The sequence below is a fragment of the Bacillus cereus group sp. BfR-BA-01522 genome (assembly GCF_022662635.1).
GTDB lineage: Bacteria > Bacillota > Bacilli > Bacillales > Bacillaceae_G > Bacillus_A > Bacillus_A cytotoxicus.
Genome location: NZ_JAKUDY010000002.1, coordinates 231,068 through 252,284, shown reverse-complemented (window position 1 = coordinate 252,284; position 21,217 = coordinate 231,068). Strand labels below are relative to the sequence as shown.

The window sequence follows — 21,217 nt, the reverse complement described above, 5'->3', positions numbered from 1 at the left end:
GCCTTTTATCCAGAACGTATTCCGTCTAACAAAAAAAACTTCCGTATGCAACTAGATTATTTGTAAAATTTCATGTGATTTTCTAATGCCGGGAATTCTTTTTCTCCAGCTGGTGCTACCGGTTTACCTAATGACATTTACGCAATGATTTCCCAGATTTCTGGGACATTCCATTCTTTTTTCACTTCATCATCAATTAATGGATTATATTGCTGTAATGTTGCACCGAATCCTTCGATTTCTAATAGTGTCCAAATTACAAATTGTAACATACCTAATGATTGCTCAGATCATCTTGGGAAATTCTCTTTAATATGATGCAAATTGTTCTTGAAGCCCTTCTACTACTTTGCTGTCTTCAAAGAATAAAACTGTTCCATAACCACTTTTACATGCATTCATTTTTCTTCATTTGAACCAAAGTTATTTTTAGGAACAATTTTTCGTAATGTTTCTTTTGTCATATCCCATAAATTATCATGTTGTTCTCCTAATACAACAACATGGCACTTTGAGCGTTGAAAGCTGACGGTGTATGCTTTACAACATGCTGAATTACCTGTTGAATTTTTTCATCAGAAACTACTTGTTCTTTACTAATTCCATAAAACCCATAGAGAAAAGAAATCCTCTCCGCAGGCTTGTTATGGAAAAAATTAAGAACCTCTCTTTTGCTTCCTATATGGATTTAAAATTAGCCACGTCCAGCTTGGAATGATGGATATAAAGTCATTCCGCCATCAGCAAACAATGTAATTCCTGTTACATAACTTGCTTGCGAGGAAGCAAGCCATGCTGCTACCGCCGCAATTTCTTCTGGCTTTCCGATGTATCCCATTGGAATCATACTTTCAACATCTGCACGTTTTTCTGGGTCCGCAAATTTTTCCGCATTAATTGGCGTATTGATTGCGCCCGGTCCAATATTGTTTACACGAATTCCTTTTGGTGCATATTCTAACGCTAATGTTTCAGTCATTAACTTCATACCACCTTTACTTGCCGCATAATGTACAAATAATGGCCATGGAATTTTCTCATGAACACTAGACATGTTAATCACGCTACCTTTAATATCATTTTCAACAAAATATTTAATTGCTTCTCGACTTCCTAAAAAAGTACCTGTTAAATTTGTTTCGATAACTCGATTCCAATCACTTAATGACATTTTATGTGAATCTACCGGATTTTCAATACCAGCATTATTAATCATGACATCTAGTGTACCAAACTCTTTCACAGCTGTCTGAACTAGATTGATTACATCTGCTTCTACCGTGACATCTCCTTTTACCGCGATAGCTTCTCCGCCTGCCTTTTGTATTTTTTCTACGATTTCTTGTGCTTCCGCTTCATTCGAACGATAATTCACTACAACTTTCGCTTTTTCCTCTCCAAAGCGAATCGACATCGCTTTTCCTATTCCTTTTGATGCACCTGTAATAACAACAACTTTTCCTTTTAAATCTGGATACATACCATCGTCCTCCTTTTATCCTACAATACGAGTTGTGATAATAAAGATGGTTTTAATAATCATTGCAATGAATTGAAGTCTTGCTTTCTTCTCACCTAAAGTTGAGATTACAATTCCCATTTCGGAAAAGCTTGTTACAACCTCTACAAGCGGTTATGAAATAAACAAAAACATATCGATTCTATTTTGTCCCAATTCAAGCTTTTTATAGCCGATTTAGAAACGTACGAACCCGCCTCCCCTACTTCCCGAATAGTCAACTTGCTCTCTATTCTCCAAATATACGATTCATCAGCATTTACCTTTTCAAGTCACGGTTGTAATTGTACCGATATAAAATTTATTAAAAGTACAAATCGCCTTCTGTTGAAAAATCAGTCTAATTCTCTTACTTCAAATGACAATAATAATCGTTCAACCTGTTTTCTATAAGGTTCCTATTGTTCAGGTAACATGAATTGCTCTTCCATCGCTTTTTATTACATATAATTCTGAATTTTCAAAAATACAAACCCTTTCTCAACTATGTATCTAGGCAAACAAGGTGACACATTAGGGTTGTAGGCTAAACACTACATATGTTTATATCTTCTACAAAATTAATTTACTTCAAATTCGAGATAATATAATAATAGGTCATTTGGGTTGGCAACATGTTGACACGAACTATTTATCGACCTTTTTTAGAAAAGTAATGACTGAAAATGATACATCACATCAAATGAAAAAGTAACAACATTTCTTGTACAAAACGCCTATATTATATACAGATACGCTTCTCATAAGTAAAAAAACATAAACAATGCAAAATTAAAAGGGTTGCAAAGATAATGTATCCTTATCATTATGTACCTTAGAAACAATGACATCCACAGTTCCCAGCACCTTACCATCGTTAAACATAAAGTAAAACTTTAATCAGTGAAAGCTTTCTTCATCCTCACTAATTATGAGCCCTTACCAATCAGTCTGTTAGTCTCCCCCCTATCTTCCTTGTTTCTAGATGGGCGTCTAACTGCCTAAAATAGCGGGATAAATAGTAAATCTGTAACTTTAGCAAAAAAAAAGAGCCTATTTAGGATAAAATAGGCTCTTTTCCAAGCTGTGCAAAACTTTTCATGATTATTTCTTTACAACTTCACGAACTGCATTGCGATCAAACGTTAAGTGTGAACCACCAGATTTAATCACAATTGTCGTATCGTCTACTGACTCAATGGTACCGTGTAAACCACCGATTGTTACGATTGCATCACCTTTTTTTAGCTCGCTTTGCATTTGAGCTACTGCCTTTTGGCGTTTTTGTTGCGGGCGAATTAATAAGAAATAGAAAATCGCAAACATCGCAACAATCATGACAATATTCATCATACCAGGACTCATTTTTGTTCCTCCTTTAATATTATGTATTAAAAGTTTTTAGCATTCGGTTTATTAAAGCCATACTGTTCAAAGAACTCTTCGCGGAAATCGCCAAGACGATCTTCACGAATGGCTTGTCTCACCTGCTCCATTAAGTTTAACAGAAAATGCAGATTGTGATAAGATGTTAAACGAATTCCGAACGTTTCATCACATTTCATTAAGTGACGAATGTATGCACGAGAATAATTTTTACATGTGTAACAATCACAATTTGGATCAAGTGGACCAAAGTCTCTTGCAAATTTCGCATTTTTCACAACGAGACGACCTTGACTTGTCATACAAGTACCATTTCGAGCAATGCGAGTTGGCAGTACACAGTCAAACATGTCAATACCGCGAATTGCACCATCAATTAATGAATCAGGAGAACCGACTCCCATTAAATAACGAGGTTTATTTTCTGGAAGAAGCGGTGTTGTAAACTCAAGGACACGATTCATGATATCTTTCGGCTCCCCTACTGATAAACCACCTACAGCGTAACCAGGGAAGTCCATTGAAACAAGGTCTTTAGCACTTTGGCGACGAAGCTCTTCAAACTCCCCCCCCTGTACAATACCGAATAACCCTTGATCTTCCGGGCGCTGATGCGCGTTTAAACAACGCTCTGCCCAACGGCTTGTACGCTCTACAGACTTTTTCATATATTCAAAAGTAGCCGGGAATGGTGGGCATTCATCAAATGCCATCATAATATCTGAACCTAAAGCATTTTGAATTTCCATCGCTTTTTCTGGCGATAAAAATAGCTTGTCGCCATTTAAATGATTGCGGAAATACACACCTTCTTCTTCAATACGACGGAAGTCACTTAAACTAAATACTTGGAATCCACCAGAATCCGTTAAAATAGCACGATCCCAGTTCATAAATTTATGCAGTCCACCTGCTTCACGTACAATTTCATGACCTGGACGCAGCCATAGATGATACGTATTACTTAAAATAATGCCAGAATCCATCGCTTTTAATTCTTCTGGTGACATTGTTTTCACTGTTGCTAATGTACCAACTGGCATAAAGGTCGGTGTATCAAAAGATCCATGTGGCGTATGCACACGACCTAAACGTGCGCCCGTTTGTTTACATTTCTTAATAAATTCGTAACGAATTGCTGTCATACATTTACTCCTTCTTTATTTCATTCTCTCTTTAGCATGAGATGCAAGGAACATCGCATCACCAAAACTAAAGAAGCGGTATTTTTCTTTCACTGCTTCATTATAGGCATGAAGTACATTTTCTCTACCTGCAAATGCACTCACAAGCATAATTAATGTTGATTTTGGTAAATGGAAATTTGTAATTAAACCATCAATTGCTTTAAATTCATAACCTGGATACATAAAGATATCCGTCCATCCAGATGCACCGCAAAGTTTACCATCATGCTCTGTAGCAATTGTTTCAAGTGTACGTGTTGATGTCGTACCAACTGTAATAATACGGCCACCATTTACTTTCACGTCATTTAATAAGTCAGCCGTTTCCTGCGACATATGATAATACTCAGCATGCATATGATGATCTTCAATTTTATCAGTCGAAACTGGTCTAAATGTTCCAAGACCAACATGAAGTGTAATGAATGCTAATTTCACACCTTTTTGTTGCAATTTCTCCAGCAACTCTTCTGTAAAATGCAGACCCGCTGTTGGTGCTGCTGCAGAACCAATTTCCTTCGCATATACAGTTTGGTAACGATCGCGGTCTTCTAATGTTTCTTTAATATAAGGGGGAAGTGGCATTTCTCCCAGTTCATCTAAAATCTCATAAAAAATACCGTCATAAGAGAATTCAAGCTGACGACCGCCTTGATCAGCAGTTCCTACACATGTTGCTTTTAGTTTTCCTTCGCCAAAAGAAATAACAGTTCCTTCTTTCACACGTTTCGCCGGTTTTACAAGTGTTTCCCACGTATCTCCCTCTTCTTGTTTTAAAAGAAGCACCTCAATATGTGCACCTGTATCTTCTTTTACACCATGCAAACGAGCAGGCATAACTTTGGTTTCATTTAAAACTAAACAATCTCCCTCATGTAAATACGCTAAAATATCGCTAAAATGCTTATGCTCGATATCACCTGTTTCACGATCTAACACCATTAACCTTGATGTTTCACGCTTTTCAAGCGGCGTTTGCGCAATAAGTTCTTCTGGTAAATGAAAATCAAACAGATTAATATCCATAACTATATCCACCTATTTCTATTTAAGTCGATTTATTATATACATAATAAAAGATAATACAATACTTAACACAATACATGTAATGATCGGAAAATAAAAGGTAACATTTCCCTTTTTCACAAAAATATCGCCTGGAAGCCTTCCGATAAACTTCCAAGCTAATCCAATCACAATGAGAAGAATACCAGCTGTTATAAGAAGTTTTGACATATCTGTCATATTTTTGGCATCTCCATTCCGAAATGTTGGTATGCAAGTGGCGTAACAATTCTTCCTCGTGGCGTACGCTGTAAGAATCCAATTTGCAGTAAATATGGCTCATATACATCTTCAATTGTATGAGATTCTTCACCAATTGTCGCTGAAACTGTCTCTAATCCAACTGGACCACCGCGGAATTTTTCAATAATACCAAGTAGGAATTTATGGTCAATGTGATCCAGACCTAATTTATCTACTTGCAAGAGCTCTAATGCCATTTGTGTAATTTCCATTGCGATTGTTCCATCGCCTCTTACTTGTGCGAAATCACGTACGCGTCTTAAAAGACGGTTCGCGATACGCGGTGTACCACGAGCACGTCTTGCAATTTCTAAAGCAGCTAAAGAATCAATTTCCACTTCAAACACTTCTGCTGTTCTTTCTACAATCGCTGATAATTGATCTACTGTATAATACTCCAGTCTTGATAATACCCCAAAACGATCACGAAGCGGCGCTGATAGTGCTCCCGCACGCGTTGTTGCACCTACTAATGTAAAAGGTGGCAAGTCAAGCCTTACTGACCGTGCAGTCGGCCCTTTACCAATGACAATATCAAGACAAAAGTCCTCCATTGCTGGATATAAAACTTCCTCAATTGATCTATGCAAACGATGAATCTCATCAATAAATAGTACATCACCAGGCTGAAGAGCCGTTAACACTGCTGCTAAATCTCCTGGCCTTTCAATTGCTGGACCTGATGTCGTTCGAATATTAACTCCCATTTCGTTTGCGATAATATTAGCAAGCGTTGTTTTCCCAAGTCCCGGTGGTCCATATAATAAGACGTGATCCAATGTTTCCTCACGCATTTTTGCAGCCTCAATAAATACCTCTAAATTATGTTTTGCCTTATCTTGGCCAATATATTGACGGAGTGTCTGTGGCCGCAACGAATATTCTAAGTCTGCATCTTCATATGCAGATTCCCCTGACAGGAGACGTTCGTCCATTCTACTCACCTCTTACCATTTAGTAAAAGACTAAGCGCCTTTTTAATATACTGATCCGTCGTCAATGACTCTTTTAATAACTCTGGCAAGACGCGATTGATTTCGCGTTCTGCATAACCAAGTGCACGGAGCGCTTCAAGCGCCTCATCCAGTTCAGTTGATGAACCTTTTTTCTCATCAAAGCGCTCTTCGTCTGAGAATAAATCCACGAATACATCTGGTACAACATCAGCTAATTTTCCTTTTAAATCTAAAATCATTTGACGCGCCGTTTTCTTTCCAACACCTGGAAACTTCACTAAAAACCTCTCATCTTCGTTCTCAATCGCTTGTACAACCTGCCCTGTTTGACCTGAGGCTAAAATGGCAAGCGCACCTTTTGGCCCAATTCCCGATACACCCAAAAGTTTTGTGAATAGTAAACGCTCTTCACGTGTCTTAAAACCGTAAAGTGCCATTATATCTTCTCTTACATAGTGATATGTGTATACCCGAATTTCTTGCTTACTTCTTTGGAATACATATGGGTTTGGCGTAAAAATTTGGTAGCCAATTCCATTATGGTCAAGAACGATATATTCCGGTCCTACGTACTCTACATAACCTGTAACATACTCAAACAAAATACGATCTCTCCCTCTCAAATCATGTATTCCATTTTAACATACTTAGCAATAGAAAAGCGAGACTACCCCAACAAATGTTCTCTATTTTAAATTTCTCTTTTTTATATTGACAGATTGCTATCATGCAATTACTATTACATAGTCGATAATGATTATCAATATTAAATAAAGGAGCTACATGACGATGAAGCATAAACTATTTATTTTATTTACTCTCATCTTTGTTGTCTTAGCCACTGTCGGCTGTTCTTCTAAAAAAGAAGAAACTCGTGCGACAGAGCAAAAAACGAAAGTTGTGAAACACGCAAAAGGCGAGGCTACAATTCCAGTAAATCCAAAAAGAATCGTTGACTTATCTGGATCATCTGAAGAACTATTACTACTTGGACATAAACCAGTTGGTACGGCGAATACATATAAGGATAAAATCCAAGGTCATTTGCAAGAAAAACTAAAAGGTGTAAAAGCAGTTGGATGGTATTGGGCTCCTAAAGTTGATTTAGAAGCAGTTACTGCTTTAAAACCAGATTTAATTATTTTAAACAATCGTCAATTAAAAATTTATGACCAACTAGCAAAGATTGCACCAACAGTCGTTTTAGAAACAAACTTAGAAAACTGGCGCGATAAATTTAAAGAAGTCGGTAAATTATTTGACGAAGAGAAAAAAGCAACTCAGTGGATTGTCAACTACGATAAAAAAGCCGCTTCTTTATCTAAACAAATTAAAGAGAAAACAAAAGATGAAAACTTTATGTTCCTTGCTATAACACCACAAAATTTCCGTGTGTATGGCAATTTTGGATATGGAGATATTCTCTTTAACGATTTAAAACTTCCTGCAACAAAAGGAACAGATTTAAAACAAACAATGGCACAAGTATCATTAGAAGGACTTGTTGCATTCCAACCTGATCAAATGTTTATCGTAAACTTTGGTGGCGAAGCAGATAAAGTTTACGAGGATTATAAAAACAGTGCTATTTGGAAAGATAACAAAGCAGTTAAAAATAATCACGTTTATGAAGTAAGCAATGAAGTCTTTAACACAAAAGCATTCAATCCAATTGGAAAAGATATGTTAATTGATGAAATTGCAAAACAAATTTTAGATAAAAATAAATAAAACAAACTAGCAACTCATTTCGAGTTGCTAGTTTGTTTTTGCATATTGCTTCATCTTCTCCATCGTCTTCACAAAACGTTCTTTTGATTTAATCCGAATGCCTCGCTTTAACTTTGCCCGTTCATAACTTTTTAATTTTTTCATATCAATTTGAAAAAACGAGTGAATTGCATTATCGTTTTTTGGTACACCATTAAAAATTTGTAATATCCCCTCATCTGACACTCCAAAATAACCGCTCGTCTTCAATAAAGGTGAAATATCGTCTATTTTCTTTTGCAATATAATTTGTACATCATCACGATCTACAAGTTGCCAATCTTTATATCGCTGCAAAAGCTGTTCTAAATTCGCTACTTTTTCCGTAAGAATTTCCTCACTCACTTCTCCGTCCAAATACATACGTTCTAGTAACACTGTCACTTGAGGTTCTTTTTCCGTTACATTTGGCGTCGTAACTGCAGCTCTAACATTCGATTCGTAAGATAAACAAAATAGAACAAGCAAGACTTGAACTGCAATCATGATAAATTTCATTTCTGTTCACCTCTTCCGAGCAAAATAAAGTAAAACTTCCCATTCTAGTTTCTCCGGAAATGAGAGTTTTATCCAATGCCCTTATATAAGGTTGAACAGCACTTGTTCCTATTTATCGAAAATTCATATCTTTTGGCCGCATTATCGATATGATTTCATTTATTTTCAAAATAAAAAAGACGCCTGAAATTAGCAGGCGTCTTGATGCGTTTTACGGCGAGAGACCAGGCGGCCACATCCGCGTGTTTAGCACTTAAGCATATCTCTCGTCTTACGTAAATTAGCTCATCGCTTTGTTAATATAACATTAATACAACATAAACACAAGCTAAATATGAAAGATATACATTGCATATATAAAATAAAACTTTAATCAGCAGGGGTTTGCTTTATCCCTGTCCTCACCAATCGAGCTGTTACGGGCTAAGAGTTCCTCCGGTCTTCCTTGCTTCACTTTGAATCTTACTACCCTAAAATAGAGAGGAAGGCATAAGCCCCCCTCTTTTTTCGTTATCGCACCGTACCAGTTAGACTAGCTCGAATATCGCGGAATAAATCTGTAATATCACGATTTAACTCATTCGTAACTGTTCCATTTCGCAAACGTGTATTCATTGTATTTACACGATCAAACATATCGTTTCTAACCGTCACGTACACGTTACGAGTTCTTACATCATCGACAACAGCTCGACGAATTTCATTTGCCATTGCCGTTTCATTTGTTACTGTATGACGCGGTTTCACAGCGATTACTACATCATTTCCATATACAACAGTAGAAACTCGATCCACATTATTCATACGCTTAACACGATTCGTAATTCTTTCAGCTGTTTTTCCATCATTGTTCATGTATGAATTATTCATTGTAATGTTACGAGTTGGATGAGGGTTTACAATTTGACCATGATAATTTACATCTCGATAATAGTTATACCCTACATCATTACGACGATCATATACACGATCTGTAATTCTATTTCCGTTTCTATACGTTACATAATCTGTATATCGATCTGTGCGCGTTACATTATCTCTATATGGATTTGTACCATAATAAGATGTACGTTCGTAATTATCATTCACATTACGCTCATCCATCGCATTATTATTAGGTGTACCACATGCTGCTAACGCACTGGTAACTAACAAAGAAGCGGCAATTACTTTCACTTTTTTATTCAATCCAAAAACCCCCCTTGTTAGAATGAACTTTTCTCTCGAAAAGCTCCTTCTTATCATGAGTAACAACGGAGGTTTTTACACTGTTAATATTTCACTAAGAATCCATTAAAACGTTTTACTCTTCTTCTTCAATTGGACTTCCAAACATATCAGGCGGATCTGGTTGATAATACATCGTACCTGGCTGTGGTGCATACGCAGTCTGATGTGGCTGATAATATAAAGGACTTGCCGATTGTGGTTCCCCCGGTTGAGGGCTATACAAAATTCTTCCCTCATCACATCCGCAGTCCTCTTCTTCTGACATAGATGGTGGCATATTGTTCTCCATTGGCATCGATGTATATTGTGGTGCTATAGGTGTAAATTGTGGATACGACATATTATAATGCAGATTTTGATACTGCTGGTATGGATACTGCTGTGGCATCAGCTGTGGATGATAAGGCATTGGTTGCGACATGATATTTGGCGGTTGATTATTTTCCATCATCGGCATAATGTTTGGCATTGGACTATTTTCCGTCATCGGCATAATGTTTGGCATTGGATTATTTTCCGCCATCGGCATGATGTTTGGCATCGGATTATTTTCCGCCATCGGCATAATGTTTGGCATCGGATTATTTTCCGCCATCGGCATAATGTTTGGCATCGGATTATTTTCCGTCATCGGCATAATGTTTGGCATTGGACTATTTTCCGTCATCGGCATAATGTTTGGCATTGGATTATTTTCCGCCATCGGCATGATATTTGGCATTGGATTATTTTCCGCCATCGGCATAATGTTTGGCATTGGATTATTTTCCGCCATCGGCATGATATTTGGCATTGGATTATTTTCCGTCATCGGCATAATGTTTGGCATTGGATTATTTTCCGTCATCGGCATAATGTTTGGCATTGGATTATTTTCCGTCATCGGCATAATGTTTGGCATTGGATTATTTTCCATCATCGGCATGATTGGTGGCTGAATATTATCCATAATTGGCATTGTGATAGTTGGTGGTAAAATTTGCGGAATCACCTTTTTATCTTTTGCTACATTTGGCGATGCAATATTCCCCATATTTTCTTTTTTCACTTGTGATGATACGTTATTCTCTATATTTTCTTTTTTCACTTGTGGTGCTGCGATATTCTCTATATTTTCTTTTTTCACTTGTGATGATACGCTATTCTCTATATTTTCTTTTTTCACTTGTGGTGCTGCGATATTCCCCATATTTTCTTTTTTCACTTGTGGTGCTGCGATATTCTCTGTATTTTCTTTTTTCACTTGTGGTGCTGCGATATTCTCTGTATTTTCTTTTTTCACTTGTGGTGCTGCGATATTCTCTGCATTTTCTTTTTTCACTTGTGGTGCTTTCATATGATTTGGTTTCACTTTATGAATTTGAGGAGTAATCAATTCACTCCCCTTTTTAATTATATCTGAAATTTTATATTCCTTGGCAGGTTTAATAGGCGGCTGCGGTGGTTGTGGTAATATATTTATTGAAAATTTCGTACTTTCTTTCGCAGCTTTTTGCCCTTTCTCTTCAATAACAGGCGGTTTTTCAATCACTACTGGCTTTTCAATTGACTTCTCCTTTTGGATTGCCGCTTCCTTCTGAATCGGTGCTTCTTTTTGAGGCTTTATTTGCATTTCTTTTTGCGTTTGCTGCATAGCTGGTTGTTGCGTAATTGGAGCAGATTCATATGTGATTTCTTCTTCCTCTTCTATAGTAAGTGGCGTTGGTGTTGCCGCGAACTCTTTTTGTTGTACTTCTTTGACATACTCTTTCGGAGGGACTGAACCAGCACCCGCATTTTTCTTTACATGAACGCTACCTGATGGTACTTTAATCTTCATACCTGGCATAATAAGATCCGGGTTACTAAGTTGTGTATTTGCTATTTTTAACGTTTCCAAATCCACTCCGTACTTTTTCGCAATCTTCCAAAGGGTATCCCCTTTTTGCACGATATGAATCTTCAAATTTTCCCCCTCCTGTATATCTTATCTATGAATCAAAACACTTTGGAATGACTCCTCTCTACTAAGCATACCTAATGATTGATACGTTGATAAATACTGCTTTCTAGTTCGGCTGTTCTTCAAAGTGATACACTCTCTAGTTGCACAAATAAACAAAAAAAGCACAATGATTCTCTCAACACAATGTATGTCATTTGCCTCATAATTATGATTATATGCAGGAAAAAAGCAACGGGAACCCCGCTACTTTTAAACGCGCTCTAACATACGATTTAATGCCAACACTGCATCTTTTGTTACTTGCTTATCCACTTGAATTACATTCACCTGTTCACCACGTTCTATTGATTCTAGCGCCCAAAGTAAATGTGGTAAATCAATACGATTCATCGTTAAACATGGACACATAAAAGGATTTAGTGAAATAATCTCCTTATCAGAATGTTTTTGAATCAGCCGATTTACTAAATTCATTTCTGTACCAATGGCCCACTTACTACTAGATGGTGCTTGTTCAATCGTATCAATAATATATTTTGTCGATCCCGCATAATCAGAAGCTTGAACCACTTCATAACAACACTCTGGATGAACGATAATATTCATATTAGGATGACTTTTGCGCAAGCTCTCAATATTCTTCACTGTAAAGTTTTGATGCACGGAACAATGACCTTTCCACAAAATCACCTTTATATCCTCTAGATTCCCGCTATATTCTAATGAGTCTGTATTCGGATTCCAAACAGCCATTTGATTAAGTTCAATCCCTAAATCGTACGCTGTATTTCTTCCCAAATGCTGATCTGGTAAAAAAACTAATCGTTCTTTCTGCGTAAATGCCCAAGATACCATTTTTTTTGCATTCGAAGACGTAACGGTTGCCCCGCCATTTCGACCGCAAAAAGCTTTAATTGCTGCCGTCGAGTTTACATATGTTAACGGAATCATTGTATCTCCAAATAATGTTGTAAGCTCTCGCCACGCTCGTTCTGTTTGTTCAATATCCGCCATATCTGCCATCGAACAGCCGGCTCGCATATCAGGCAATATTACAACTTGCTCGTCCGTCGTTAACATATCCGCTGTTTCTGCCATAAAATGCACACCGCAAAATACGATATATTTTGCCTCTTTATTGCGCGCTGCAACTTGTGCAAGTTGCAATGAATCCCCTATAGCATCTGAAAACTGCACCACTTCATCCTTTTGATAATGATGACATGGGATACATAACATTTTTCCCATTTTTTCTTTAATTTCACGAACACGCTTTTCCATATCTTCCGTTGACATCGTGTAATAACGCGCTGGTAACATCGTTTCAATTGGCTGTACTTTTTCTAAAATACTCATATACGTCTCTCTCCCTCTAAGTCACTTTTCTTACGATTCAATATTGAAACTAATATCGAGTGCTTTCACTGAATGCGTTAATGCTCCAAGTGAAATATAATCCACCCCTGTTTTTCCGTATTTCGATAAATCTTCAATTTTAATTCCACCTGAAGCTTCCGTAACAATAGCGCTTGGCACAATCTTTGAAAACTCTCGAATCTCATCTGGCGTACGATTATCGAACATAATAATATCCACACCAGCAGCTACAGCCTCTCTCACTTGCTCCTCAGTTTCTGTTTCCACTTCTACTTTCACCATATGCCCTAATTTTTCTTTCACTGATGTAACAGCTTTTGTAATAGAACCAGCAAAAGCAATATGATTGTCTTTAATCATGACCCCATCATATAAACCGAAGCGATGGTTAAATCCACCTCCACACACGACTGCATACTTATCAAACATACGTAGTCCAGGCATTGTCTTTCTCGTATCACAAATGCGTGTATGACTACTATCTAAAGCAAGAACCGCCTTACGTGTCATCGTTGCTATTCCGCTCATACGCTGGATGACATTTAATATAACGCGCTCTGCCGTTAATAGTGATGCAATTGGCCCTTGCACAGTTGCTATTATTTCGCCTTTCTCTACAAGATCCCCATCTTTTTTATGAAGCTCAACTGCAATTCTTTCATCAATTAATTGAAATCCTGCTTCGATTACTGAACGTCCCGCAAAGACCCCTGCTTCTTTTATAAGAAATGTTCCTTTTGCCTCTAAATAATCTGGAAAGATACACTGAGATGTTATATCCCATTCCCCTATATCTTCTAGAAAAAATTGTTTTAATGCTTCCTGTACTTTTAATATGTTCATTATCTTCTCTCCCTCATGCAAACGTGCTTGTCATTTTATTAACATCATTTCTTTTGCTACTGCACTTCTTTTTGGATCATCACTGCGATAATGTCCACCTATGCTTTCTTTCCTTTGCAAAGCCGCATCTACCATTAGCCAGCAAACTGTTAACATATTGACAATCGTAATTTCTTCATTTGTAAGAGCCTCGTATTGTAATACAAAATGAGGCGCACCATAATGCTCAAACCATTTTTTCGCTTGCAATAACCCTTGCTCTGTACGCACAATTCCAACATACCTCATCATCTGTTCTTGTATTTCTCTTTTGGTTGGTAAATATAAGATTTGATGACTTTGATCCCGCTCTGCTCTATCAAACTTTTCCCTTGTTACCGAATTGTGTAAAATATGCTGTCCAATTCTTTTCCCAAATACAAGACCCTCAAGCAACGAATTGCTCGCTAGTCGGTTTGCACCATGAACACCATTACAAGCAGTTTCTCCTATAGCATATAGACGTGGAATGGATGTTTCCCCATCACAGTTTGTTTTGACACCCCCCATATGAAAATGTGCACCCGGTACAACTGGAATTCGATTTTGTTTTAGATTCACACCATGTATCCGACATAATGAAGAAACAGTTGGAAAACGGTCTTCAAAATGTTGAATAGATGAAATATCTAAATATACTTCTTCACCAACGAGAAGCTGACTATGGATCGCACGGGCTACTACATCACGCGGTGCTAAATCTTGCTGCGGATGTATTCCGGTCATGAAATGTTCTCCTTTCCCATTTACAAGAATAGCTCCTTCGCCTCGTACAGCTTCAGAAACAAGTCCACAGCACCTACCATCTACATGTAACATCGTAGGGTGAAACTGCATAAACTCTAAATCTTGAAGCTCACCACCAGCTCGATATACCATTGCAATTCCATCACCTGTTATCGTTTCATCATTGGAAGTAAACGTGTATAATCCCCCTATGCCTCCTGTTGCTAATACTGTATATTCAGCAAAATAACGATGCATATGTCCTTTTTGATCACGTGTTAAAACGCCTCTACACGTCCCATTTTCTATGATGAAATCGAGTACTCTTTCTTGTTCTATCACTGTAACATGCGGTGTTATTTCTTGAATGAAATGCTCTAATAAATATTTCCCTGTCGTATCTCCTCCCGCATGTAAAATCCGTCGTTTTCGATGCGCACCTTCTTTCCCGAGGTGGAGTCCCTTTTCATCGCCATCAAACTGCATACCAGCTGCAAGGAGCTCGTGAATTTCTTTTGGTCCATTCTCCACTAAGTAACGCACAGCTTCTGTATTGTTATAATGACAACCTGCTTTTAACGTATCTTCATAATGATGATTTGGATTGTCATATGTAGCAATTGCTGCAGCAATTCCTCCTTGCGCTAAATATGTATTGTTATTGCGACGCGTTTTCTTTGTAAGGATTATCACATTTTTTTTACGACAAATCTCTTTTGCAACACGGAATGCCGCAATGCCACTTCCAATAATTAAAACATCTGCACTTGGCATAATTATTGCCTCCTAATTTACACATTACAATTGTCTTGACACCTATATTTACATAATTTTAAAATAATGACAAGAGTTTTTTCGAAGTTATTCATAACAACGTGGATGGATACTTTTTACATAAATACAAAGTATGTGTAATCCTGCCATGGAGAGGACGAAATATGATGATATATCTTGATTATGCAGCAACAACACCTATGAGTAAGGAAGCGATTGAAACGTATGCAAAGGCGGCAGAACAATATTTTGGAAATGAACAAAGTTTACATGATATTGGTGGAACATCTTCTTCTCTACTACAAGTTTGTAGAAAGTCATTTGCACAAATGATTCACGGTAAAGAGCAGGGAGTCTTTTTTACAAGTGGTGGTTCAGAATCCAACTATTTGGCGATTCATTCGCTCTTAAAGGCGCGAGAAGGAAAACATATTATTACAACTCCTATAGAACACGCATCCATTCGGAATTATTTTCAAAGTTTAAAACAACAAGGGTATACCATTACAGAAATTCCTGTTGATTCATATGGAATGATTGACATGTATGCTTTGGAAAATTCCATCACAGAAAATACTGTACTAGCAAGCATTCAACACGGAAACTCTGAAATTGGAACTGTTCAGCCGATAGCTGAAATAGGAAAACTTTTAAAGAAACATCATGTTATATTTCATACAGATTGTGTACAAACATTCGGCAAACTCCCAATCGATGTAACAGAGATGCAAATAGATAGCCTTTCTGTTTCAGCACATAAAATCTATGGACCAAAAGGAGTCGGCGCTTGCTATATAAACCCACAAATTCGCTGGGAACCATTGTTCAAAGGGACAACCCATGAAAAAGGATTTCGTCCTGGTACGGTCAATGTTCCTGGTGTCGCTGCCTTTTTAACAGCAGCAGAGCATATCTTACAGAACCGAGCTAAAACACAAGAACATTTTAAACAGTTGCGCTCTTACTTCGTGAATCAATTAAAATCACTTTCTCTAGAAATTCAAGTAGAGGGACATTCTACTGCTTGTTTACAACATATTGTTGGGGTTACAATAAAAGGAATAGAAGGTCAGTACACAATGTTAGAGTGTAATCGTCACAAAATTGCAATTTCAACTGGAAGCGCCTGTCAAATCGGTAAATATGAACCTTCACAAACAATGCTCGCCCTTGGGAAAACAGCTGAAGAGGCCAAACAATATGTACGTTTTTCATTTGGGCATCAGACAACAAAACAACAACTTGATGCGACCACCCATGCATTAGAGACAATTGGAAATCATTTTTATAGAGGTGTTAAATCATAATGAAACAAAATGAACAGAAGAAGATTTTAGGAGAAGAAAGAAGGCAGCTTATCTTACAATGGCTTTTCGCTGCTAATAAACCGTTATCTGGAAGTGAATTATCAAAGAAAACAAATGTTAGCAGACAAGTGATTGTCCAAGATATTTCCTTGCTAAAAGCACGAAATGAACCGATTATTGCAACTGCACAAGGATACTTATATTTAAAGCCACATGCAAAACAACAAGCCCTTGAACGCGTTATCGTCTGTCAACATAAGCCAGAAGAAGTACGTCAAGAGCTTACTATGCTTGTTGATCATGGTGTAACAATTAAAGATGTAAAAGTAGAGCACCCTGTATATGGAGATTTAACAGCTTCTATTATGGTAAGCAATCGCTTTGATGTTGAACAATACTTACAAAAGATTCAAGAGACAAATGCCTCTTACCTCTCACAATTAACAGATGGAGTTCACTTGCATACTATTGAGGCAGACTCTAAAGAAAAATTAGATGCAGCTTGTGACGCACTAAATAGAGCCGGATTTCTTGTTTATTCATAAAAAGCACAGAGGCTTGTATGATCCTCTGTGCTTTTTTACAAAAAATGATATATATTAACACTAGCGAACAAAGGAGAAATGATATATATGGTGATGGAACTTGTTCACTTTAGCATAGGAAAACCGAAGCAAATGAAGTACGGTGAAAATAAAGAAATGGTGACAGGTATATGTAAGGAACTTACAGAAGAAGCGTTTCTTTCGAAAGATGGCTTCCGCGGTGATGATGTAGCTAATTTACGTTATCACGGTGGTCCTGATCGCGCTGTTTGTGTTTATCCATACGAGCATTACAAGCAATGGGAAACAGAATTTCAAATACCCTTTCCCTCTTCTGCATTTGGTGAAAACATTACCGTCACAAATATGTTAGAGCGTGACGTTTGTATTGGGGATACATATCAATTAGGCGATGCTATTATTCAAGTTACACAAGCTAGAATACCATGTAGTACAATTTCAAAACGGCTCGGGCTTCCTGGTATCTTACCCCGTATTGTAGAAACCGGTTATACCGGTTATTTATGCCGCGTTCTTCAGGAAGGTGTCGTACGACAAGATTCCAAAATTTCATTACTTAAGCCTCATCCAAGTCGCGTCTCTGTTTTATTCACCAACGACATTTACTTTCATAACCGACAAGATAGAGCCGGAATCGAAAAAATCCTTGCTGTTCCCGAACTAGCGAATGTTTGGCGTGAACAGTTAACAGATCGTCTTGCGAAGTTAAAGTAAGCTAAAAAAACGCTTTTTAAGCGTTTTTTTAGCTAGATTGGCAATTCCCACCTTTAACAGGTGGGATTTTTATTAGTCTATCACCAAATGTATGATCCAATGAAGTTATATCGGCGATTTTCAAAATATATCAGCGATTAGAAGGGAAATATCGATTTACCGACAAATATCGACAGTCCATCCCTCACCTCTTACAACCAATAAGAAGAATAGCTCCCTAACACCGTGACTGAAAATCCAAGCGCTTCCAGCTCCATTGTTACACTTGGCAATAATACGTCATCATATGCTCGATCTACATCGATTAAGAAAAAGTAATTTCCAAGCCCTGTTTTCATTGGACGAGATTCAATTTTAGATAGGTTTAAATTCCTCCATGCAAAGGCTGATAAAACTTGATACAGTGCTCCTGCATAATCAGCAGGTAACGTTATCATAAGGGTCGTTTTTTTTCCGCGATGTTCTCCGTTGCTTGGAAGTGATGCCTTCTTTTTCTTATGCAACACAATAAAGCGAGTATGATTATTTTTATGCGTATGTATATTGTGCCGCACAATTGTTAATCCATATTTTTCAGCAGCTGCTTCATTTGCAATAGCTGCGATTTTTTCTTCTGGGTGTTCTTTCACATATTGCGCCGCTGCACTCGTAGAAGTCATATCTCGAACTGTTATTCCTTTTAATTTTTCATTTAAAAATTTATGACATTGTGCAATAGCATGTGGATGGGAGCATACAGCATATACATCTTTCCATGTTTCTTCATAATTTGGATGCACAAGTAAATGTTGCTGAATCGGTACGGTAATTTCTCCTACAATAAAGAGCGGCTGCTCATGTACAAGATAGTCAATGGTAATATTAACAGAACCTTCTATCGCGTTTTCTAGTGGCACAACAGCGCAATCTACATTTTCATTTGCTGCTGCATCCATACAATCTGGAATTGTTCTATATGGTATATGCTCTGCTTCTGGAAAAAAACGACTCACCGCCATATTTGTAAATGTTGCTTCTGGTCCTAAATATCCTACTCGAATCATCGTCTTTTCCCCTCTTTTTCGTTTTCTTACTGTTATACCATACTTTTTTATATTCTTCTATGTAAATTTTGAATATTTAAAAAAGACTAGCATTCGCTAGTCTAAATGTTTCCTATATTCTCTTTGAGCGAAAAAGAAATACATGATGCATGCAGCGATATAAAATAGAATAAACAAGCCTACTTTTCTTAATGAACCATCCATAAAAATCGTATTATGAAACGTATATAACGCAACCGCACTATGCATACTTCCTACTATAATTGGCGCAAAAAATAGCATACATAATTGCCAACGGGAAATTCTCCATACTTCTTCTTTCGTCATTCCAAGTTTAGAGAGTGCCCCGTATTCTTTACGATCTGATGCAATATTATGAAACCATTTAAAATATACGATGCTACATGAAGTAAGAAAGAATAATATACTAATGAATGAGCCTACAAATAGAGTAATGTCGCCGAAAGCTTTCATATTCACATATAACTCCATATTACTTCGAAATGCATTATTATCATCTTGTTTCATATGTTTCCGTAAATCTTCATTTAATTCTTTCGTATTTTCGATATTTGGTAATGTATAGCCTCTATATATCATTTTTTCAGAATCAGGAACCTTATTTGCTATACCGTCAAAGTCTTCATCATGCATGACGAAGAACAGACCATTAATTTGTGAAGGGTGATAGTTAAATTGTATCCCTTCCTTCTGACCGTTAAATACGAATGAATATGTTTGGTTCATTACTTGTAATTGAATCTCTTTTTGATCATACATATTCGGATGATTGTATTTATTATAATAAACAAGTGTAACGGATCCTTTTTTAGGATGATACGTTTTCTGTCCTTGTTTTCTTGCCTCTTGATTGTATTCACTTTCCTTCATCAGCGTTGCTATTTCTGTTTCTCCCTTACTAGACTGAAAGGATGCATATACTCCAACAAAACTCATAGATTGAAAATCATCATATCCATATTGGTGCAATAATTGTTCAACCATACCTTCCGCAAAGACTTCATGAGAAGAAGTACCTTTTTCTATGTAAGAAAATGAGTGTACACCCCCGCCCCGCCACATATCTTGCATACCAGAAAAATATAAGAACACCGTACCTGTTGCCGTAACTACAAACGTCGTTGCCATTGACATTAGAAAGAAAAAACGACCATTTTCCTTCATTCGATGTGACAATTGATTCACTATAAATAAATACGGATATGTATACATAATCTTTTTATTTCGTTTTATCAATTCTAATATTTGAGCAGTGCCGTGTGTAAAAGAAAAATACGTTCCGAAAAAGACAAGTATAGACACAGGAAAAAAATAGAATGCTATCGTTGGCATCGTAGTTTGTAATGCTAACGCATATCCTATCCCTAAGCAAATAAGCCCGAATATACAAAGCCGCATTGATGTTTTCTTCTCTTTTTTATCCGTGCGAAATTCTTTTAATAACCGAATGATTTTTATATTCCATATACGTAAAGCACTTATAAAAGATAAGACAACAAATACGACCATATATGCAATAAACGTTCCCCCAATTGCTCTCACGTCAAATATGATAGGGAGTTCTTTCGGAAGCCCCAGTAACATACTAAATACCATAAAGAAGAGCTTTAAAAAGATTATACCAAGCCCAATGCCGAAAATATTAGCAAATACCCCAATCAACATTTGCTCGGTCATAATTACTCCAATTACGTTAGATTTCGTTGCCCCCATTAACATATATAATCCTAATTCTTTCTTACGTGCCTCTATGAAAATAGAAGTAGAGTACAAAATAAATATGATAAAAAAAGAAATAATTATAATATTACATATAATAAGTCCCCAGCGTACGTTTTGATACCACATCGTCTCTTTCATATACGGATGTACAATAACAGACATGTATGCAAAAGATGCAAATATCGCAAAACAACTACTTAAGAAAAACACTTTATAATTACGCCAATTTCCTTTTATATTTTGCAGCGCTAGTTGCTGAATGTTCATCTATCGTCCTCCTGTAACTTACTACATAGGCAAAAAGCTA

18 protein-coding genes and 3 pseudogenes are annotated in these 21,217 nt (G+C 37.0%); 4 read left to right on the top strand and 17 right to left on the bottom strand.

The genetic code is table 11. From position 1 onward, the window contains the following. Window positions 1–56: 56 nt before the first annotated feature. From MR059_RS03900 to ruvA, 9 genes and pseudogenes are all read right to left on the bottom strand, one after another. Window positions 57–628, bottom strand: a pseudogene (locus MR059_RS03900) (nitroreductase family protein). 66 nt (window positions 629–694) lie between these two features. Then, window positions 695–1,480, bottom strand: coding sequence for a glucose 1-dehydrogenase (gdh, locus tag MR059_RS03895; protein ID WP_012095592.1), 786 nt, complete (start codon window positions 1,478–1,480; stop codon window positions 695–697). A gap of 15 nt (window positions 1,481–1,495) precedes the next feature. Further along, window positions 1,496–1,657: pseudogene (locus tag MR059_RS21970) on the bottom strand (glucose transporter GlcU); the annotation flags it as partial. 945 nt (window positions 1,658–2,602) lie between these two features. Then, complete coding sequence (yajC, locus tag MR059_RS03885; RefSeq protein ID WP_012095593.1) at window positions 2,603–2,863, bottom strand: preprotein translocase subunit YajC; 261 nt, start codon at window positions 2,861–2,863, stop codon at window positions 2,603–2,605. A 26-nt stretch (window positions 2,864–2,889) separates the two neighbouring features. After that, window positions 2,890–4,029 carry a tRNA guanosine(34) transglycosylase Tgt gene (gene tgt / locus MR059_RS03880; protein ID WP_012095594.1) on the bottom strand — a complete coding sequence of 380 codons (1,140 nt, stop codon included), beginning with the start codon at window positions 4,027–4,029 and terminating at the stop codon, window positions 2,890–2,892. A gap of 15 nt (window positions 4,030–4,044) precedes the next feature. Next, window positions 4,045–5,097 carry a tRNA preQ1(34) S-adenosylmethionine ribosyltransferase-isomerase QueA gene (gene queA, locus MR059_RS03875; RefSeq protein WP_012095595.1) on the bottom strand — a complete coding sequence of 351 codons (1,053 nt, stop codon included), beginning with the start codon at window positions 5,095–5,097 and terminating at the stop codon, window positions 4,045–4,047. A gap of 18 nt (window positions 5,098–5,115) precedes the next feature. Then, window positions 5,116–5,316, bottom strand: a complete 201-nt coding sequence (locus tag MR059_RS03870) for a DUF2905 domain-containing protein (RefSeq protein WP_012095596.1) — start codon at window positions 5,314–5,316, stop codon at window positions 5,116–5,118. Continuing rightward, a complete protein-coding gene (ruvB, locus tag MR059_RS03865) occupies window positions 5,313–6,314 on the bottom strand; it encodes a Holliday junction branch migration DNA helicase RuvB (protein WP_012095597.1) in 1,002 nt (333 codons plus the stop codon). The genes MR059_RS03870 and ruvB overlap by 4 nt, the downstream gene beginning before the upstream one ends. A 5-nt stretch (window positions 6,315–6,319) precedes the next feature. Next, window positions 6,320–6,937, bottom strand: coding sequence for a Holliday junction DNA helicase RuvA (gene ruvA, locus MR059_RS03860; protein ID WP_012095598.1), 618 nt, complete (start codon window positions 6,935–6,937; stop codon window positions 6,320–6,322). A 187-nt stretch (window positions 6,938–7,124) separates the two neighbouring features. Between ruvA and MR059_RS03855 the strand changes: the two genes are divergently transcribed. Beyond that, entirely contained in the window at window positions 7,125–8,066 is a 942-nt protein-coding gene (locus MR059_RS03855) for an iron-hydroxamate ABC transporter substrate-binding protein (RefSeq protein ID WP_041810044.1), read from the top strand. A gap of 27 nt (window positions 8,067–8,093) precedes the next feature. Here MR059_RS03855 and MR059_RS03850 read toward each other — a convergent pair whose 3' ends face one another. The 6 genes and pseudogenes from MR059_RS03850 to nadB all read right to left on the bottom strand — a co-directional run bounded on the left by MR059_RS03850 (window position 8,094) and on the right by nadB (window position 15,537). Beyond that, entirely contained in the window at window positions 8,094–8,603 is a 510-nt protein-coding gene (locus MR059_RS03850; RefSeq protein WP_012095600.1) for a BofC C-terminal domain-containing protein, read from the bottom strand. A gap of 510 nt (window positions 8,604–9,113) precedes the next feature. Continuing rightward, complete coding sequence (locus MR059_RS03845) at window positions 9,114–9,791, bottom strand: YhcN/YlaJ family sporulation lipoprotein (protein WP_048724179.1); 678 nt, start codon at window positions 9,789–9,791, stop codon at window positions 9,114–9,116. 1,818 nt (window positions 9,792–11,609) lie between these two features. Continuing rightward, window positions 11,610–11,778 (bottom strand): annotated as a pseudogene (gene safA, locus MR059_RS22160) (SafA/ExsA family spore coat assembly protein); the annotation flags it as partial. Between the two features lie 249 nt (window positions 11,779–12,027). Further along, a complete protein-coding gene (gene nadA / locus MR059_RS03835) occupies window positions 12,028–13,134 on the bottom strand; it encodes a quinolinate synthase NadA (protein WP_012095603.1) in 1,107 nt (368 codons plus the stop codon). A gap of 30 nt (window positions 13,135–13,164) precedes the next feature. Next, entirely contained in the window at window positions 13,165–13,998 is an 834-nt protein-coding gene (nadC, locus tag MR059_RS03830; protein WP_012095604.1) for a carboxylating nicotinate-nucleotide diphosphorylase, read from the bottom strand. 30 nt (window positions 13,999–14,028) lie between these two features. Next, window positions 14,029–15,537 (bottom strand): L-aspartate oxidase, encoded by a 1,509-nt coding sequence (gene nadB, locus MR059_RS03825; RefSeq protein ID WP_012095605.1) that lies wholly within the window; start codon window positions 15,535–15,537, stop codon window positions 14,029–14,031. A 164-nt stretch (window positions 15,538–15,701) separates the two neighbouring features. Between nadB and MR059_RS03820 the strand changes: the two genes are divergently transcribed. The 3 genes from MR059_RS03820 (at window position 15,702) to MR059_RS03810 (ending at window position 18,124) form a co-directional block, all read left to right on the top strand. Then, window positions 15,702–16,844 (top strand): IscS subfamily cysteine desulfurase, encoded by a 1,143-nt coding sequence (locus MR059_RS03820; protein ID WP_012095606.1) that lies wholly within the window; start codon window positions 15,702–15,704, stop codon window positions 16,842–16,844. Continuing rightward, complete coding sequence (locus MR059_RS03815) at window positions 16,844–17,389, top strand: transcription repressor NadR (protein ID WP_012095607.1); 546 nt, start codon at window positions 16,844–16,846, stop codon at window positions 17,387–17,389. The genes MR059_RS03820 and MR059_RS03815 overlap by 1 nt, the downstream gene beginning before the upstream one ends. Before the next feature lie 87 nt (window positions 17,390–17,476). After that, window positions 17,477–18,124, top strand: a complete 648-nt coding sequence (locus tag MR059_RS03810; protein ID WP_012095608.1) for an MOSC domain-containing protein — start codon at window positions 17,477–17,479, stop codon at window positions 18,122–18,124. Between the two features lie 191 nt (window positions 18,125–18,315). On the opposite strand, the gene pheA is transcribed toward MR059_RS03810, so the two are convergent. Next, complete coding sequence (gene pheA / locus MR059_RS03805; protein ID WP_012095609.1) at window positions 18,316–19,167, bottom strand: prephenate dehydratase; 852 nt, start codon at window positions 19,165–19,167, stop codon at window positions 18,316–18,318. Window positions 19,168–19,263: 96 nt separating this feature from the next. Continuing rightward, the gene (locus MR059_RS03800; protein WP_012095610.1) at window positions 19,264–21,177 is read right to left on the bottom strand and encodes an ABC transporter permease; all 1,914 of its coding nucleotides are present in this window, start codon (window positions 21,175–21,177) and stop codon (window positions 19,264–19,266) included. Between the last annotated feature and the right edge of the window lie 40 nt (window positions 21,178–21,217).

Excerpts from the sequence above, each read along its gene's own strand:
- tgt (WP_012095594.1), bottom strand. The coding sequence starts at position 4,029 with ATGACAGCAATTCGTTACGAATTTATTAAGAAATGTAAACAAACGGGC.
- MR059_RS03810 (WP_012095608.1), top strand. The coding sequence starts at position 17,477 with ATGGTGATGGAACTTGTTCACTTTAGCATAGGAAAACCGAAGCAAATG.
- MR059_RS03870 (WP_012095596.1), bottom strand. The coding sequence starts at position 5,316 with ATGACAGATATGTCAAAACTTCTTATAACAGCTGGTATTCTTCTCATT.
- MR059_RS03800 (WP_012095610.1), bottom strand. The coding sequence starts at position 21,177 with ATGAACATTCAGCAACTAGCGCTGCAAAATATAAAAGGAAATTGGCGT.
- nadA (WP_012095603.1), bottom strand. The coding sequence starts at position 13,134 with ATGAGTATTTTAGAAAAAGTACAGCCAATTGAAACGATGTTACCAGCG.
- nadC (WP_012095604.1), bottom strand. The coding sequence starts at position 13,998 with ATGAACATATTAAAAGTACAGGAAGCATTAAAACAATTTTTTCTAGAA.
- MR059_RS03850 (WP_012095600.1), bottom strand. The coding sequence starts at position 8,603 with ATGAAATTTATCATGATTGCAGTTCAAGTCTTGCTTGTTCTATTTTGT.
- MR059_RS03820 (WP_012095606.1), top strand. The coding sequence starts at position 15,702 with ATGATGATATATCTTGATTATGCAGCAACAACACCTATGAGTAAGGAA.
- queA (WP_012095595.1), bottom strand. The coding sequence starts at position 5,097 with ATGGATATTAATCTGTTTGATTTTCATTTACCAGAAGAACTTATTGCG.
- yajC (WP_012095593.1), bottom strand. The coding sequence starts at position 2,863 with ATGAGTCCTGGTATGATGAATATTGTCATGATTGTTGCGATGTTTGCG.
- pheA (WP_012095609.1), bottom strand. The coding sequence starts at position 19,167 with ATGATTCGAGTAGGATATTTAGGACCAGAAGCAACATTTACAAATATG.
- MR059_RS03855 (WP_041810044.1), top strand. The coding sequence starts at position 7,125 with ATGAAGCATAAACTATTTATTTTATTTACTCTCATCTTTGTTGTCTTA.
- MR059_RS03815 (WP_012095607.1), top strand. The coding sequence starts at position 16,844 with ATGAAACAAAATGAACAGAAGAAGATTTTAGGAGAAGAAAGAAGGCAG.
- nadB (WP_012095605.1), bottom strand. The coding sequence starts at position 15,537 with ATGCCAAGTGCAGATGTTTTAATTATTGGAAGTGGCATTGCGGCATTC.
- gdh (WP_012095592.1), bottom strand. The coding sequence starts at position 1,480 with ATGTATCCAGATTTAAAAGGAAAAGTTGTTGTTATTACAGGTGCATCA.
- ruvB (WP_012095597.1), bottom strand. The coding sequence starts at position 6,314 with ATGGACGAACGTCTCCTGTCAGGGGAATCTGCATATGAAGATGCAGAC.